The organism is Rothia santali (assembly GCF_024199905.1).
Lineage (GTDB): Bacteria > Actinomycetota > Actinomycetes > Actinomycetales > Micrococcaceae > Rothia > Rothia santali.
The window spans coordinates 1-16,114 of the sequence record NZ_JANAFB010000053.1 but is presented as its reverse complement, the minus strand read 5'-3'; the positions used below and the strand labels follow the sequence as shown (position 1 = coordinate 16,114).

Below are 16,114 nucleotides of genomic sequence, written 5' to 3'. Positions count from 1 at the left end.
CACTCGCCCCGCTCGCGGCCCGCCCGCCTTCGGCGCGGCCCCGGCCCGTCCTTGCTGCCGCCGCACCCCGGCCCGTCCTTGCCGCCGCCGCACCCCGGGCCTACCCTGAGAGTGTCCGGCGTCACCCCTGCGGCGCCGGTGCCCGAAAAAGGGGCACTCAGCGCTCGCGCAAGACATATATGGCCTGATCACCAGCATGTATCTCTTGTGGGAGCACCAGTGCACTCAGTCTCGGAAACCATCGCGCGAGCCCTCCTGCCCCTGGCGGGAGAGGCCTTCGGCCTCATGGGCAACGGCAACGCCCACTTCGTCGACGCGCTCGAGCGCCTCGGCCGTCCCCTGGTCCAGGTGCGCCACGAGGCGGCGGCCGTCGCCTCGGCCGACGCCTACCGGCGCGTCTCGGGCCGGCTCGCGATCGCGACCACCACCTACGGGCCCGGCTTCACCAACGCGCTCACCGCCCTGGCCGACGCCGCCCAAGCGGGCATCCCGCTGATCCTCGTCGCGGGCGACCGCCCGGAGTCGGGCCCCGCCCCTGGGACGTCGATCAGCCAGCGCTCGCGGCGGCCCTCGGCGTGCGGACCCTCACCGCCTCGCGCGAGGACGCCGGCGCGGTGGCCGTGGCCGCCGCGGCCGAGGCGCGCGACTCCTCCCGCCCCGTGGTTCTCGCGCTCCCCTACGACGTCGCGCCCCTTCCGGTCACGCCCGAGGGTGCCCGCATCCCGGCCTGCCGCCCGCCCCGGCGCCGCCCGCCCCGCGCCGGGCGAGGTCGCCGCCGCGGCGCTGCTCCTGGCCCGCGCCGAGCGGCCCTGATCCTCGCGGGCCGCGGCGCGATCCGGGCCGCGGGGCGGGTGCGGTCCCTGGCCGCGCGCCTCGGGGCCGACGTCGCCACCACGGCCCCTGCGCAGGGCCTGTTTCACGTGAAACCCGGCGAGGTTGCCGGATTCACCGATCTCGGGGTCTGCGGGGGCTTCACCGCGGCGGGATCGGCCGCGCGCATCCGGGAGGCCGACGTCGTGCTGATCCTGGGGGCGGGCCTCAACCAGTTCACGCTCTCCTTCGGTCACGCCTTCGGCGCGGGAGCCCGCGTCCTCCAGGTGGATCTGGCGGCGTCGCCCACCAGCGCCCTGGTCACCGACCACCTGCGCGGCGACGTCGGCCCGGTCGCCGCGGCCCTCGACGCCGAGCTGGCCTCGCTCGCGCATCCGGGCGCCGCGGGCCGGGGCACTGCGACTTCGGGCACCGCGTATCCGGGCGCCCGATGCCGGCCGCCGCGGGCTGGCCGCCGAGCACCCGGCCACCCCGGCTCGCCCCCGCCCCCTCGCCGGCGCCGCCGACCGCCCGGCCGGGGACGACGTCGCCCCCGACGGCCGCCTCGACCCCCGCCGGCTGATGGGCCGCTTGGATCAGCTGCTGCCGGTGGACCGCGTCGTCGTCACCGACGGCGGCCACTTCATCCAGTGGCCGGCGACCTACCTGCGGGTCGAGAGCGCGGAGAGCCTCGTGCTGGTCGGCACGCAGTTCCAGAGCATCGGGCTGGGGTTCCCCTCCGCACCCGGGGCCGTCCGGGCGGCGGGGGAGCGGACCACGGTCCTGGTGGTCGGGGACGGCGGCGGGCTCATGGGGATCGCCGACGCCGAGAGCTTCGTGCGGACCGCCCGGCGCGGCGTCGTCGTGGTCATGAACGACGGCGCCTACGGGGCCGAGGTGCACCAGTACGGCGCCCGCGGCCTCGCCGAGCGGCCGATGCTGCTGCCCGACCTCGACTTCGCCGGGATGCTCGCCGCGCTGGGGGCCCGGACGCGCGTCGTCGAGCGGTTGGAGGACCTCGCTGACCTGGGGGCGTGGCTCGCCTCCGGGGCGGCGGGCACCTACGTGGCGGACTGCCGCATCTCCCGGACGGTCCTCGCACCGTACCTGGCGGAGGTGCGGGCACAGGCCGCGGGCGCCACCCGGGGGCCCGCCGGGCGTTCCCCGCGCGGTGCCAGCCCTACGCCCTCGCCTTCCTCCCGCTCCCGTACAGCGGGCTGACGGCCTGCTCCTCCTCGTGGTCAGGGCCCAGCGGGATCCCGGTGCGGTCGCGCAGCAGCAGCGTCGCGACGAGCCCGATCAGGGTCATCCCCGCGAGGTAGGCGGTGATCGACAGGGTGGTGCCGGTGGCCTGGAGCAGGGCCGTGGCGATCGTGGGGGCGAAGGCGCCGCCGAGGATCGCGCCGATCGCGTAGGTGATCGAGACGCCCGAGAAGCGGATCGAGGCCGGGAAGAGCTCGGAGTACATCGCCGACTGCTGGCCGTAGGTCAGGCCGAGGCCGACGCTGAGCACCGCGAGGGCGAGGAAGAGCAGCCCCACCTGCCCCGTGTTGACCAGCGGGAACAGCGTGCCGACGCCCACCAGCTGGGCGCACCAGCCGATGATGTACGCGGACCGGCGCCCGATCCGGTCGGAGAGCCACCCCGCGACGAGCGTGAAGACCAGCCACACCACCGCCGACGCCGTGACGGCCAGCAGCACCGGCCCGCGCTCGAGGACGATCGCACCCTCGGGGTTGGTCGAGTAGTTCTGGATGAACCCGCCCGTGGTCATGTACCCCACGGCGTTGTTCCCGGCGAAGACGAGGGCCGCGACGAGGACGAGCAGCAGGTGCCCGCCGAACAGCCGGGCGACGGGCGCCCTCGTCTGCTCCCTGCGCTGGGCGATCTCGGCGAAGACTGGCGACTCCTGGACGCCGTGGCGGATGAAGTACCCGACGCCGATCAGCACGACGCTGAGCAGGAACGGCACGCGCCAGCCCCACTCGAGGAAGGCCTCGCCGGGCGCGACCACGCTCATGAGCGCGAGCATCCCCGAGGCCATGAGCAGCCCCAGCGGGACCCCGACCTGCGGGCTCGAGCCGAAGAGGCCGCGCTTGTCCACGGGCGCGTGCTCGACCGACATCAACACCGCGCCGCCCCACTCGCCGCCGGCCGAGACGCCCTGCAGGATGCGCAGCAGGATGAGGAGGATCGGCGCGGCGATCCCGATCGAGTCGTAGGTCGGCAGCACGCCGATCAGCGTGGTCGCCGCGCCCATGCCGATCAGCGTGACCATGAGGATGGCCTTGCGGTCGATCCTGTCCCCGAAGTGGCCCGCGAGGAACGCCCCCAGCGGGCGGAAGAGGAAGCTCAGCCCCACGGAGGCGAAGGAGACGAGCAGCGCGGCCTGGGGGCCCATCGGCTCGAAGAAGAGCTGGCTGAACACCAGGCCGGCGGCCGAGGCGTAGAGGAAGAAGTCGTACCACTCGATGCTGGTGCCGATGACCGTGCCGGCGACCACGCGCCGCTGTTCGGCGGCCTGGCTCCGGGTCCGGTGGGATGCCTTCTTGAGGGTGGGATCGTGGTGCGCCATGCTGACTCCCTTGTCTGGGCGTGGTCTTGGGGTCTCCGGCGCCGCCTCGTGGACCGCGCCAGAGTGTGATCCAGGTAACTTGTTGGATGATTTCAAATGATATACGATCCGAGGTCAAGAGCAAGGGCGTCGACGAGGAGGCTCCATGGAACAGCAGGCGAACACCGGCAGCGCGGGCGAGAGGCCGGCGGAGGTCCCCGTCCGGCCGGGCAAGGTCATCGCGGTGCACGTGGCCTACGAGTCGCGGGCGGCCCAGCGCGGGCGGCGCCCCGCCCAGCCCTCCTACTTCGTCAAGCCGACCAGCTCCCTGGCCGGCTCCGGGGCCTCGGTCGAGCGCCCGGAGGGCACCGAGCTGCTGGCCTTCGAGGGCGAGATCGCCCTGGTCATCGGCGAGCCGGCGCACCGGGTCGGGCTGGCCGAGGCGTGGGGCCACGTCGCGTCCGTGACCGCCTCCAACGACCTGGGCGTCTACGACTACCGCGCGGCCGACAAGGGCTCCAACCTCCGCTCCAAGGGGCGGGACGGGTACACCCCGCTGGGCCCGCGGCTGATCGACGCCCGCCGCGTCGACCCCGCCGGGCTGCGCGTGCGCACCTGGGTCAACGGCGAGCTCGTCCAGGAGGACCTGACCGGCGCGGACCGGCTGATCTTCCCGCTGGCGCGGTTCGTCGCGGACCTCTCCCAGCACATGACCCTCGAGACCGGGGACGTGATCCTCACCGGCACCCCGGCCGGGTCCTCCGTGATCGGGCCGGGCGACGTCGTCGAGGTCGAGGTGGACGCGCCCGACGCCGAGGGCGCGCCCAGCTCGGGCCGGCTGAGGACCCGCGTGGTCGAGGGCCCCGGCGGCTTCGACGAGTCGCTGGGCTCTCTGCCCGCGGCCGACGACGCCCAGCGCGAGGACGCCTGGGGCTCCCGCGAGGCCGCGGGCCTGCCGCCCCGGGAGGACGCCGCCGACGCCGCGACCGCCCCGGCTGCCGCCGCATCCGACCCCTCCGCCCCCTCCACCGACGGCACCCCGGCCGCCCCCGACGCCGACGCCACCGGCTCCAGCGCCGCCGCCGACCCCGGCTCCGGCCCGCTCTCCGAGGCGCTGCGCGCCCGACTCCTGGCCGCCCCCACGGCCGGTCTCTCCGCCCAGCTGCGCAAGCGCGGGCTGAACCAGGTGGTGATCGAGGGCGTCCGCTCCGGCGCCCCGGGCACCACGATGGTCGGCGTCGCCAAGACCCTGCGCTTCCTCCCGCACCGCGAGGACCTCTTCGCGGCCCACGGCGGCGGGTACAACGCCCAGAAGCGCGCCTTCGACGCCGTCGCCCCCGGCGAGGTCCTGGTCATCGAGGCCCGCAACGAGTCCGGCTCCGGGACGCTGGGGGACGTCCTCGCGCTGCGGGCCCGGGCCAACGGGGCGGCCGGCGTCGTGACCGACGGCGGGGTGCGGGACTCCGCGGCCGTGCGGGAGGTCGGGCTGCCGGTCTTCTCGCGGACGGCCCACCCGGCGGTGCTCGGCCGCAAGCACGTCCCGTGGGAGTCGGATACCGCCGTGGCCTGCGGGAATGCGACCGTCCTGCCGGGGGACGTGATCGTGGGCGACGACGACGGCGTCGTCGTGATCCCGCGCGCCCTGGTCGAGGAGGTGGTCGAGGAGGCCCTGGCCAAGGAGCACGAGGACGCCTGGGTCTACGACCGGGTCGCCGAGGGGCACCCCGTCGACGGGCTGTTCCCCCCGACCGGGGAGTGGAAGGAGCGCTACCGCGCGTGGCTCGCCGAGAATCCGCCGGCGGACCCGGCGGCCGCCGTCCGGGAGCCCGACGCCGCGGCGTCCGCCCCGGGCGCCGCCACCACCGGAGGGGACCCGACCGCCGCTGCCGCCGCCCGCGACGCCGCCGCTGCCGCCGCCCGCGCCGCCGGAACGGAGGGCCGCTGAGGTGCCCGCTGTCAGGACCGCGAACCGCCCGGCGTCGGACCGCCCGGCCTCCACCCGCCCAGCCGCGACCCCGCCCGAATCCCGCCCCGCCGCACCCTCCGCCGGCGCGTCCCCGGCCTCCGCGTCCCCGCCCGCCGAGCTCAGCAAGGCCCAGCGGGCCCACGCCTGGATCAGGGAGGGCATCGCCGCGGGCCGCTTCACGCCCGGCTACCGCCTGGTGCTGAGCAGCATCGCGGCCTCGCTGGAGATGAGCGTGGTCCCGGTCCGCGAGGCGATCCGCCGCCTCGAGGCCGAGGGGCTGGTGACCTTCGAGCGCAACGTCGGCGCCCGGGTCGCGATGGTCGACGAGGGCAGCTACCGGCTCTCGATGGAGACCCTCGGCATCCTCGAGGGCGCCGCGACCGCCCTGGCCGCCCCGCACGTCACCCCGGAGGGCCTGGCCGAGGCCCGGGAGCTCAACGCCCGGCTCGCGGCCTCCCTCGAGGACTTCGACCCGCACTCCTTCACCGAGGCCAACCACGCCTTCCACCAGGCCCTGTTCGTCCACTGCCCCAACGAGCGGCTGATCGAGCTGGTCAACGCGGAGTGGGAGCGCCTGGGGCGCGTGCGCGACTCGACCTTCGCCTTCGTCCCCGGCCGCGCCCGGGAGTCGGTCGCGGAGCACGCCCGGATCCTCGACCTGATCGAGGCGGCCGCCCCGCCCGACGAGATCGAGGCGGCGGCGCGCGGCCACCGCACCGCCACGCTGGAGAGCTACCTGAACAGCCCGGCCCGGACGGGCCCGCCGTCCCGAGCCACCCCGTCCGTCCACCACCAGACCCAGGGAGAGACCCCATGACCGCGAACACCGAGCACGCCCGGCCCGCCGACCTGCCCGAGGCCATCCGCCACTACATCGGCGGCCGGCACGTCGACTCCGCCGACGGGGACACCTTCGACGTGATCGACCCCGTGACCAACGAGCCCTACATCCGGGCCGCCTCGGGCAAGCAGGCCGACGTCGCCGCCGCCGTCGCCGCCGCCCGGACCGCCTTCGAGGAGGGCCCGTGGCCGCGGATGCTCCCGCGCGAGCGGTCCCGGATCCTGCAGCGGATCGCCGACATCGTGGAGACCCGCGGCGACCGCCTGGCCGAGATGGAGTCCTACGACTCCGGCCTGCCCATCACCCAGGCCCTGGGCCAGGCCCGCCGCGCCGCCGAGAACTTCCGCTTCTTCGCGGACCTGATCGTCGCCCAGGTCGACGACGCCTACAAGGTCCCCGGCCGCCAGGCCAACTACGTCAACCGCAAGCCGATCGGCGTCGCGGGCCTCATCACCCCCTGGAACACCCCGTTCATGCTCGAGTCGTGGAAGCTCGCCCCGGCGATCGCCACCGGCAACACCGTGGTGCTCAAGCCCGCCGAGTTCACCCCGCTCTCCGCCTCGCTGTGGGCCGGGATCTTCGAGGAGGCCGGCCTGCCGGAGGGCGTGTTCAACCTGGTCAACGGGTTGGGCGAGACGGCCGGCGATGCCCTGGTCAAGCACCCGGACGTCCCGCTGATCTCCTTCACCGGGGAGTCCTCCACCGGCCAGCTGATCTTCGGCAACGCGGCCCCCCACCTCAAGGGCCTGTCCATGGAGCTGGGCGGGAAGTCGCCGGCGGTCGTGTTCGACGACGCCGACCTCGAGACCGCGATCGACGCGACCATCTTCGGGGTCTTCTCCCTCAACGGCGAGCGCTGCACCGCGGGCTCGCGCATCCTCGTGCAGCGGGGCGTCTACGACGAGTTCGTGGAGCGATACTCCGCCCAGGCCTCCCGGGTCCGGGTGGGGCTGCCCTCGGACCCCCGCACCGAGGTCGGCGCGCTCGTGCACCCCGAGCACTACGAGAAGGTCATGTCCTACGTGGAGCTCGGCAAGCAGGAGGGGCGCCTGACCGCCGGCGGCGGCCGCCCCGAGGGCTTCGAGACCGGCAACTTCGTCGCCCCGACCGTCTTCGTCGACGTGCCCCGCGATGCGCGGATCTTCCAGGAGGAGATCTTCGGCCCCGTCGTCGCCATCACGCCCTTCGACACGGACGAGGAGGCGCTGGAGCTGGCCAACGACACCAAGTACGGCCTGGCCGCCTACATCTGGACCAACGACCTGCGGCGGGCGCACAACTTCTCACAGGAGGTGCAGGCCGGCATGGTGTGGCTGAACTCCAACAACGTCCGGGACCTGCGCACCCCCTTCGGCGGGGTCAAGGCCTCCGGGCTCGGGCACGAGGGCGGGTACCGCTCGATCGACTTCTACACCGACCAGCAGGCCGTGCACATCAACCTCGGCGAGGTCCACAACCCCGTCTTCGGCAAGGCCGACTAGGCCCGGCCCGCGCCGCCGCCTCACCCCGGCGGTCCGCCCGACCCGCGGCGCCGCGGCACCCCACCCTCCCATCGAGACAGCAAGGACGCTTGAGATGACCGAACAGACCGACTCCCTGCCCACCCCCTCCGCGACCCCGCCGGACGTGCTGCGCTGCGCGTCGATGGAGATCGTGGTGACCGACCTCGCGCGCTCGCGGGACTTCTACGTCGACGTCCTTGGCCTCGTCGTGACCGAGGAGGACGAGGGCGCGGTGTACCTGCGCTCGCTGGAGGAGTTCATCCACCACAACCTGATCCTGCGGCAGGGGCCGGTGGCCGCCGTCGCCGCCTTCTCCTACCGGGTGCGCACGCCCGAGGACCTGGACCGCGCGGAGGCGTTCTACCGCGAGCTCGGCTGCGAGGTCCGCCGCGAGCCCGGCGGGTTCGTCCGCGGCGTCGGGGACTCGGTGCGGGTCATGGACCCGCTGGGCTTCCCCTACGAGTTCTTCCACGAGGTCGAGCACGTGGAGCGGCTGGCGTGGCGCTACGACCTCTACACCCCCGGTGCGCTGGTGCGCCTGGACCACTTCAACCAGGTCACCCCGGACGTGCCGCGGGCCGTGAGGTACATGGAGGACCTGGGCTTCCGCGTCACCGAGGACATCCAGGACGAGGAGGGCACCACCTACGCGGCGTGGATGCGGCGGAAGTCCACGGTGCACGACACGGCCATGACCGGCGGGGACGGCCCCCGCATGCACCACGTGGCCTTCGCGACCCACGAGAAGCACAACATCCTCGCGATCTGCGACAAGCTGGGCGCGCTGCGGCTCTCCGACCACATCGAGCGCGGCCCCGGCCGCCACGGGGTCTCCAATGCGTTCTACCTCTACCTCCGGGACCCGGACGGGCACCGGATCGAGATCTACACGCAGGACTACTACACCGGCGACCCCGACAACCCGGTGGTCACCTGGGACGTCCACGACAACCAGCGGCGCGACTGGTGGGGCACCCCGGTGGTCCCCTCCTGGTACCGCGACGCTTCGACCGTGCTGGACCTCGACGGCGAGCCCGTGCCGCTGACGCAGCGGACCGACGAGAGCGAGCTGGCCGCGACCATCGGCGCCGACGGCTTCTCCTACACCCGCCGCGAGGAGGGCGAGGAGTCCATGCCGGACTGGAAGCAGGGCGAGTACAAGCTCGGGAACCAGCTGTGAGGCGCGAGGACACGACGAGGAGGACGCACATGCTGAGCGATGACAGGATCCGCGAGATCGCGGACGAGCTGGCCCGGGCCGAGCGCGAGCGGACCACGGTCCCGCTGCTCACGGCCCGGAACCCGGGGATGACCGTGGAGGACTCCTACGCGGTCCAGAACGAGTGGCGCCGCCGCGGCGAGGCCGAGGGCCGCCGGCTCGTGGGCCGCAAGATCGGCCTGACCTCCAAGGTCATGCAGCAGGCCACCGGCATCACCGAGCCCGACTACGGTGCGATCTTCGCCGACCAGGTGTACGAGAACGGCTCGGCGATCGAGCACGGCCGGTACTCCAACGTGCGGATCGAGGTCGAGCTGGCCTTCGTCCTGCGCGAGGAGCTGGGCGGCCCGGACGTCACGCTCTTCGACGTCCTGCGCGCCACGGAGTACGTGGTCCCCGCGCTGGAGGTCCTGAGCTCCCGGATCGAGATGCAGGGCCGCACCATCGTGGACACCATCAGCGACAACGCGGCGCTGGGCGCCATGGTGCTGGGCGGCCGCCCGGTGGCCCCCGACGCCGTGGACCTGCGCTGGGTCTCCGCGCTGCTGTACCGCAACGAGGTCGTCGAGGACTCGGGGGTCGCGGCGGCGGTGCTGAACCACCCGGCGTCGGGCGTCGCGTGGCTCGCGCGCAAGCTCGCCGAGCACGGGGACTCCCTGGGCGCGGGCGAGGTCGTCCTGGCGGGCTCCTTCACCCGGCCCCTGTGGGTCGAGCGCGGGGACACCATCCACGCCGACTACGGGACCCTGGGGGCGATCACATGCCGCTTCGAGTAGAGCTGCCGCCGACCTTCGCGGACGCCCTGCGGGAGGCCGAGCGCCCCCTCGTGGGCATGTGGGTGTGCTCCGGGTCGCCGGTGGCCGCCGAGATCGCCGGGTGCTCCGGGCTGGACTGGGTGCTGGTCGACGGCGAGCACTCGCCCGTCGGCCTGGAGACCGCGGCCTCGCTGCTGCGGGCCCTGGCCCCGTACCCGGTCGTCCCGATGCTGCGCGTGCCCGAGCTGGACGCGGCCCACCTCAAGCAGGTCCTGGACCTCGGGGCCCAGAACGTGCTGGTGCCCATGGTCGACACCGCCGAGCAGGCCCGGGCCGCCGCGGCCGCGGTGCGCTACCCGCCCCACGGGGTGCGCGGCGTCGGCTCGGCGCTCGCCCGGGCCTCCCGGTGGGGCGCGGTCGAGGGGTACCTGGCCGGCGCGCGGGAGACCGTCTCGCTGACCGTGCAGATCGAGTCGGCGGCCGCCGTCGCCAACGCCGGGGAGATCGCCGCGGTGGACGGGGTCGACGCCGTGTTCGTCGGCCCGGCGGACCTCGCCGCCTCGATGGGGGTCCTGGGGCAGCAGACGCACCCGGACGTCGTCGACGCCGTGCTGCGGACCTTCGACGCCGTGCGGGCGGCGGGCAAGCCGGTGGGCGTCAACGTCTTCGACCACGCCCAGGCGCACCGCTACCTCGACGCCGGGGCCTCCTTCGCCCTGGTGGGGGCGGACGTCCAGCTGCTGACCAGGGCCTCGCGCGGCCTGGCGGAGGCCTTCCTGCCGGCGGAGGGGTGAGCCGGCTCAGCCCGCCACGGCCCGGAGGGCCAGCGCGAACACGCCCGTCACGGCCAGCCCCATGGCCCCCACCACCGCGAGGTGCGCCCAGCGGTTCATGACCATGATCGCGGCGAACTCGCGGATGAACGCGCTGGGCACGTAGTACGCGGCCGTGCGCGAGCCCGAGACGCGCCCCCGCAGCCCGGCCCGCCGGGTCAGGACGGCCGCGCGGTAGACGTGGTAGTCGCTGGTCACCACCGCGACCTCCGCCTCGGCGCCCGCGGGCCCCATCAGCTCCCGGGAGAAGCGCAGGTTCTCGTCGGTCGTCGCGGCCCGGTCCTCCACGAGGATCGACTCCTCCGGGATCCCCTGCTCCAGCATGTAGGCGCGCATCGCCTCGCCCTCGGGCAGCGGCTCGTCCGCGCCCTGGCCGCCGCTGGGGATCAAGACCGGGGCGTGGCCCAGGGCCCGTTCGCGCCGGTAGAGCTCCAGCGCGCGGTCGATCCGCCCCGCCAGCAGCGGCGTGACCCGCCCCCGGATCAGCCCCGCGCCCAGCACCACGATGTAGCGCGGGTGCGTCTTCCGCGAGAACCGCCGGTACCCCACGGCGGAGATCAGGAACCCCAGGAAGCAGAACCCGAGGTAGGCGGTGACCAGCAGCAGCCCCGCGAAGACGTACCCGAGGACCAGGACGCCGACGTCGCCGAGCGGCCCGACCGCCACCAGCAGGAACGGTGAGAACGGCAGCGCGACCATCCACAGCCCCGCGGCCAGCGAGAGCGCGTTGGCCGGGCGCACCCCCTCGCGTCGCAGCAGGATCACCCCGTTGACCAGCAGGAACACGGCCAGGACGAAGTACCCGCAGAACACGGCGAGCAGTGTCAGGAGCGAGAGCGCGCCGACGACGAGCGAGAGCCACTCCCAGCGGACGTCGCCGAGCAGCGTGGTGACGGCGTCGAGCACCATGAGCGCGCCGACGATCGTGACCAGGCCGTAGCGCAGCCGGTACCCGGCCCGGCGGAAGCCGAGCACGCAGTAGACGAGGATGCCCACCCCCAGCAGGAGCGAGAGGAGGGTGGGGAGGAAGTCGATGGGCTGCACGCGGACCTCGGGCTCGACGGGGCGGGCCGACGCCGGGGCGGCCGGGTCGGTGGTCACGGCCATGCTATCCGGGTCCCGCGGGCTCTGAGTGGACCCGGCGCGCGCGGAGGGCCGAGGAATTAACGCTCCGGAAACGTGAGGGGCTTCACAGGGACGCAAACTGGGCGTAGGCTCCCAGCAGGAAATAAACGAACAACATTCGTTTTAGTCCCGTCCCACCCCCACGGTTAGGAGCCTCCCATGGGCACCAGCGAGAAGCGCCCGGGCCGGCGTCGCGTCCCGATCCACACCTCCACCTCCCCGGTGGTGCGCAAGGTCGGCGGATCCTCCGTCGTCATCGGCGTGGACCAGGGCCGCGCGGCCGGGTCCGACGCCGTCCAGGAGGCCGGGCGCGCCACCGGCCTCTCCGCGAAGGGGCTCAGCGCCGGGACCATCGGCCTGCTGGGCGCGGCCGTCATCGGCGTCTCGACCATCGCCCCGGCCTACACCCTGTCCGGCGCGCTGGGCCCCACGGTCTCGGTGGTGGGCTTCCACCTCCCCGCGATCTTCCTGGTCGGCTTCATCCCCATGCTCCTGGTGGCCCTGGGCTACCGCGAGCTCAACTCCGCGATGCCCGACTCGGGGACCACGTTCACCTGGGTCTCCAAGGCCTTCGGCCCGTGGGTCGGCTGGATGGGCGGCTGGGGCCTGCTCGCGGCCACGATCCTCGTGCTGTCCAACCTCGCGGGCATCGCGGTGGACTTCTTCTACCTGCTGATCGCGCAGCTGGCCGGCAGCCCCGGCATCGCGGACCTCGCGCGCAACGTGCCCCTCAACGTCGCCACCTGCCTGGTGTTCATGGCCGGGGCCTGCTGGATCTCCTACCGGGGCCTCCAGGAGACCAAGCGGTTCCAGTTCACGCTGGTCGGCTTCCAACTGGTCGTGCTCGTCGCCTTCGCCGTCACGGGGCTCGTGCGGGCCGCGAACGGCTCTGCCTTCGACGGCCAGCTGCCGCAGCTGGAGTGGTTCAACCCCGCCGGGATCGACTCGTTCTCGGCGTTCTCGGCCGGCGTCTCCCTCTCGGTGTTCATCTACTGGGGCTGGGACACGGTGCTGACCATGAACGAGGAGACCAAGGACCCGGAGCGGACGCCCGGGCGCGCGGCGATCGTGGTGATCGGCGTCGTCGTGGTGCTGTACCTGCTGGTCGCGTGCGGGACGCTGGCCTTCGCCGGCGTCGGGGACGGGGCGCTGGGCATGACCAACCCGGACATCCAGGAGAACATCTTCGCCGCGCTGGCCACGCCCGTGCTGGGGCCGCTGGGCGTGCTGATGTCGATCGCGGTGCTGATGTCCTCGATCGCCTCGCTGCAGTCGACCATGATCTCCCCGGCGCGGACCATGCTGGCCATGAGCCACTACCGCGCGCTGCCGGCCCGGTTCGCCCGGATCCACCCGCGCTTCCAGACGCCGGGCTACGCCACGGTGGCCTCCACGGTGATCGCGGCGGCGTTCTACGCCGTCATGCGCTTCATCTCCGAGGACGTCCTGTGGGACACCATCGCGGCCCTGGGCCTGATGGTCTGCTACTACTACGGGCTCACCGCGCTGGCCTGCGCGTGGTACTTCCGCCGGGAGGCCTTCGGCTCGGTCCGGGCCTTCGTGGTCCGGCTCGCGGCGCCGCTGCTCGGCGGGCTGCTGCTGCTGGTCTTCTTCGTCCGCACCACGATCGACTCCTTCGACCCCGACTACGGCTCCGGGTCCTCGCTGTTCGGGGTGGGCCTGGTGTTCTACCTCGGGGCCGGGATGATCGTGCTCGGCTTGGTCGTCATGCTCGTGCTCTCGCGCCGGATGCCGCAGTTCTTCCGGGAGGGCGTCGACGCCGTCCAGGCCCGCTCCGGCCCGGCCGAGTGAGGGGGGCGACGTCGTGCGCCTCCGTCCCGGCTCGCCGGCCACTCGCACCGCACCGCCCGGGGTTCACTCCCGCGGGCGCCTGAGATACCATAAAACGAACACCATTCATTTTCTTGAAAGGGTCAGCCCATGAACACCACGCCCAGCACCCCAGCCACCGGCTCCGCCCCGCGGGTCGGCGACGTCCGCGAGTGCGACGTCGTCGTGATCGGAGCGGGCCCCTCCGGCCTGACCGCCGCCCGCGAGCTGACCCGCGCCGGCAAGACCGTGACCGTCCTGGAGGCCCGCGAGCGGGTCGGCGGCCGCACCTGGTCGGAGCACGTCGAGGGCGCGTTCCTGGAGATCGGCGGCCAGTGGGTCTCCCCGGACCAGACCGCGCTGATCGGGCTGCTCGAGGAGCTCGGCCTCTCCACCTACTCCCGCTACCGCGAGGGCGAGGGCATCTACCGCTCCTCGGACGGCACCGTCAGCCGCTACACCGGCGAGATGTTCCCCGCCGGCGAGCGGACCGAGGCCGAGATGCAGCGCCTCGTCGACCTCCTGGACGGCCTCGCCGCCGAGGTCGGCCCCGCCGAGCCCTGGGCCCACCCCCGGGCCCGCGAGCTGGACACGATCTCCTTCCACCACTGGCTCCGGGAGCAGTCCGACGACGAGGAGGCCTGCAACAACATCGGCCTGTTCGTCGCCGGCGGCATGCTCACCAAGCCCGCCCACGCGTTCTCCGCCCTCCAGGCGGTGCTCATGGCCGCCTCCGCGGGCTCCTTCTCGAACCTCGTGGACGAGGACTTCATCCTCGACAAGCGGGTCCTGGGCGGCATGCAGTCGGTCTCCGAGACCATGGCCCGGGAGCTCGGCGACGCCGTCGTCACCGGCCACCCGGTCCGCGTGCTGCGCTGGGACGAGGATGACGCCGAGTACCCCGTCCTCGCGGAGGCCGAGGAGTTCTCCGAGGCCGGCGAGGCCTCCGGCCGGGTCCTGCACGTCCGAGCCAAGCGCGCCGTCATGGCCGTCCCGCCCAACCTCTACGAGCGTGTCAGCTTCGTCCCGCCGCTGCCCCGACGCCAGCATCAGATGCACCAGCACCAGTCGCTGGGCCTGGTCATCAAGGTCCACGCGGTCTACGAGACGCCGTTCTGGCGGGATAAGGGCCTGTCCGGCACGTGCTTCTCCGCCGGCTCCCTGGTCCAGGAGGTCTACGACAACACCAACCACGACCCGGCGACCGGCGAGGAGGAGTCCCGCGGCACCCTGGTCGGTTTCGTCTCGGACGAGAAGGCCGACGCGATGTTCGAGCTCGACGCCGAGGACCGCCGTGCCGCGATCCTCGCCTCGATCGCCGAGCTGCTCGGCCCCGAGGCCCAGAGCCCCGTGGTCTACTACGAGTCCGACTGGGGCTCCGAGGAGTGGACCCGCGGCGCCTACGCGGCGAGCTACGACCTGGGCGGCCTGCACCGCTACGGCAAGGACCAGAGCACCCCGGTGGGCCCGATCCACTGGTCCTGCTCGGACCTCGCCGCCGAGGGCTACCAGCACGTCGACGGCGCGGTGCGGATGGGTCGCAAGACCGCCGCGGACATCCTGGACGCGCTGTGAGGTACGCGGTCGGCTACGCCGCGCACGAGCGCGGGCGGGACGCCCTGAACCTCGGCGTCGCGCTGGCCCGGGCGACCGGGGCCGTGCTGGAGGTCGTGGTGGTCGTCAAGGCCCGCGAGCAGTACTCGAGCGCCCCGCGGGACGACTTCGGCCGCCTCGTGGAGGACCAGGCCAAGCGGTGGCTGAACGAGGCCGCGGAGCTGGTGCCCGACGACGTCGAGGTCGAGCTGCGCCTGCACCGCTCGATCAACGCCCCGGCCGGGCTGATGGAGGTCGCCGCCTCATCCGGCGCGGCGGCGGTCATCGTGGGCGGCTCCTCGGCGAGCGGCTGGCTGCGCCACGGCGTCGGCGGCACGGGCAGCGCGCTGCTGCACCGCTCCCGCATCCCCGTGATCCTGGCGCCGCGCGGCTACGAGCCCGCGCCGCTGACGGAGATCGCGTGCGCGGTGAGCCCCGAGCCCGAGTCCGCCGGCCTCGTGGAGGAGGCCGTCGCGACGCTGAACCGCACCGGCCTGCCGGTCCGGCTGATCGCCCTGGCCGAGGGCGACGACGCCGCCCGGGCCCGCGAGTCCCTCGAGGCCCTGGTCGCCGCGTCCCGGGTCGAGCCGGAGGACCCCGGGCGCCTGAGCGTCGTCGTGGGCAGCGGGGCCTCGGTCGCCGACGCCGTGGAGTCCGTGACCTGGGGCGAGGGCACGGTGCTCATGGCCGGCTCCTCCCGGCTGGCCCGGCGCGGGGAGCTCTTCCTCTCCTCGACCACGGCCAAGATCCTGACGAGGCTCCCGATCCCCCTGGTGGTCGTGCCGCGCGAGTACCATCCTGGCAGGGGAGGGTCCGCGGATCAGCCGTGGACCGGCGAGCTGCCGATCGTCGGCGCGCCGTAGAAATCCACCCCGCCCGGCTCTGGAAAACAAAATTTGTATATTGGTAAACTAGAGCGAGGCTCTGTGTCTCATGACACACGAAAGGACGGTAATTCGTATGGCGATCAACGTCGATCAGCTGCTGGCCAAGGTCCCCACGGGACTGCTCATCGCCGGTGAATGGAGGGACGCCTCGGACGGCGGGACCTTCGACGTCGAGAACCCCGCCACCGGCGAGGTCATC

At 73.4% G+C, this 16,114-nt stretch carries 13 protein-coding genes and 1 pseudogene; 12 read left to right on the top strand and 2 right to left on the bottom strand.

Going from position 1 to position 16,114, the window contains the following annotated elements:
• The first annotated feature begins 219 nt into the window (after nt 1–219).
• The 3 genes and pseudogenes from NBM05_RS14165 (at nt 220) to NBM05_RS14155 (ending at nt 2,031) form a co-directional block, all read left to right on the top strand.
• A complete protein-coding gene (locus tag NBM05_RS14165; RefSeq protein WP_254168784.1) occupies nt 220–813 on the top strand; it encodes a thiamine pyrophosphate-binding protein in 594 nt (197 codons plus the stop codon).
• 38 nt (nt 814–851) lie between these two features.
• A pseudogene (locus NBM05_RS14160) lies at nt 852–1,115 on the top strand (hypothetical protein); the annotation flags it as partial.
• Nucleotides 1,116–1,392: 277 nt separating this feature from the next.
• Nucleotides 1,393–2,031, top strand: coding sequence for a thiamine pyrophosphate-dependent enzyme (locus tag NBM05_RS14155; protein ID WP_254168782.1), 639 nt, complete (start codon nt 1,393–1,395; stop codon nt 2,029–2,031).
• Here the strand turns inward: NBM05_RS14155 and NBM05_RS14150 are convergent.
• Complete coding sequence (locus tag NBM05_RS14150) at nt 1,991–3,385, bottom strand: MFS transporter (protein WP_254168780.1); 1,395 nt, start codon at nt 3,383–3,385, stop codon at nt 1,991–1,993. The two genes, NBM05_RS14155 and NBM05_RS14150, sit on opposite strands and share 41 nt — an antisense overlap.
• 145 nt (nt 3,386–3,530) lie before the next feature.
• Here NBM05_RS14150 and NBM05_RS14145 point away from each other — a divergent pair, with 145 nt between their 5' ends.
• The 6 genes from NBM05_RS14145 to NBM05_RS14120 all read left to right on the top strand — a co-directional run bounded on the left by NBM05_RS14145 (nt 3,531) and on the right by NBM05_RS14120 (nt 10,441).
• Nucleotides 3,531–5,309 (top strand): fumarylacetoacetate hydrolase family protein, encoded by a 1,779-nt coding sequence (locus NBM05_RS14145; RefSeq protein WP_254168778.1) that lies wholly within the window; start codon nt 3,531–3,533, stop codon nt 5,307–5,309.
• 169 nt (nt 5,310–5,478) lie between these two features.
• Nucleotides 5,479–6,147, top strand: a complete 669-nt coding sequence (locus NBM05_RS14140; RefSeq protein WP_254168786.1) for a GntR family transcriptional regulator — start codon at nt 5,479–5,481, stop codon at nt 6,145–6,147.
• Nucleotides 6,144–7,652 carry a 5-carboxymethyl-2-hydroxymuconate semialdehyde dehydrogenase gene (gene hpaE / locus NBM05_RS14135; protein ID WP_254168777.1) on the top strand — a complete coding sequence of 503 codons (1,509 nt, stop codon included), beginning with the start codon at nt 6,144–6,146 and terminating at the stop codon, nt 7,650–7,652. The genes NBM05_RS14140 and hpaE overlap by 4 nt, the downstream gene beginning before the upstream one ends.
• Before the next feature lie 94 nt (nt 7,653–7,746).
• The gene (gene hpaD, locus NBM05_RS14130; protein ID WP_254168775.1) at nt 7,747–8,853 is read left to right on the top strand and encodes a 3,4-dihydroxyphenylacetate 2,3-dioxygenase; all 1,107 of its coding nucleotides are present in this window, start codon (nt 7,747–7,749) and stop codon (nt 8,851–8,853) included.
• A 29-nt stretch (nt 8,854–8,882) separates the two neighbouring features.
• A complete protein-coding gene (gene hpaH / locus NBM05_RS14125) occupies nt 8,883–9,668 on the top strand; it encodes a 2-oxo-hept-4-ene-1,7-dioate hydratase (protein WP_254168773.1) in 786 nt (261 codons plus the stop codon).
• A complete protein-coding gene (locus NBM05_RS14120; protein ID WP_254168770.1) occupies nt 9,653–10,441 on the top strand; it encodes an HpcH/HpaI aldolase family protein in 789 nt (262 codons plus the stop codon). Before hpaH ends, NBM05_RS14120 begins: the two co-directional genes overlap by 16 nt.
• 6 nt (nt 10,442–10,447) lie before the next feature.
• Here the strand turns inward: NBM05_RS14120 and NBM05_RS14115 are convergent, their stop codons facing one another.
• Nucleotides 10,448–11,587 (bottom strand): YdcF family protein, encoded by a 1,140-nt coding sequence (locus tag NBM05_RS14115; protein WP_254168768.1) that lies wholly within the window; start codon nt 11,585–11,587, stop codon nt 10,448–10,450.
• 177 nt (nt 11,588–11,764) lie between these two features.
• Here NBM05_RS14115 and NBM05_RS14110 point away from each other — a divergent pair, with 177 nt between their 5' ends.
• From NBM05_RS14110 to NBM05_RS14100, 3 genes are all read left to right on the top strand, one after another.
• Complete coding sequence (locus NBM05_RS14110; RefSeq protein WP_254168767.1) at nt 11,765–13,417, top strand: APC family permease; 1,653 nt, start codon at nt 11,765–11,767, stop codon at nt 13,415–13,417.
• Between the two features lie 129 nt (nt 13,418–13,546).
• Entirely contained in the window at nt 13,547–15,010 is a 1,464-nt protein-coding gene (locus tag NBM05_RS14105; RefSeq protein ID WP_254168764.1) for a flavin monoamine oxidase family protein, read from the top strand.
• Nucleotides 15,007–15,891, top strand: coding sequence for a universal stress protein (locus NBM05_RS14100; RefSeq protein ID WP_254168763.1), 885 nt, complete (start codon nt 15,007–15,009; stop codon nt 15,889–15,891). Before NBM05_RS14105 ends, NBM05_RS14100 begins: the two co-directional genes overlap by 4 nt.
• The last annotated feature ends 223 nt before the right edge of the window (nt 15,892–16,114 follow it).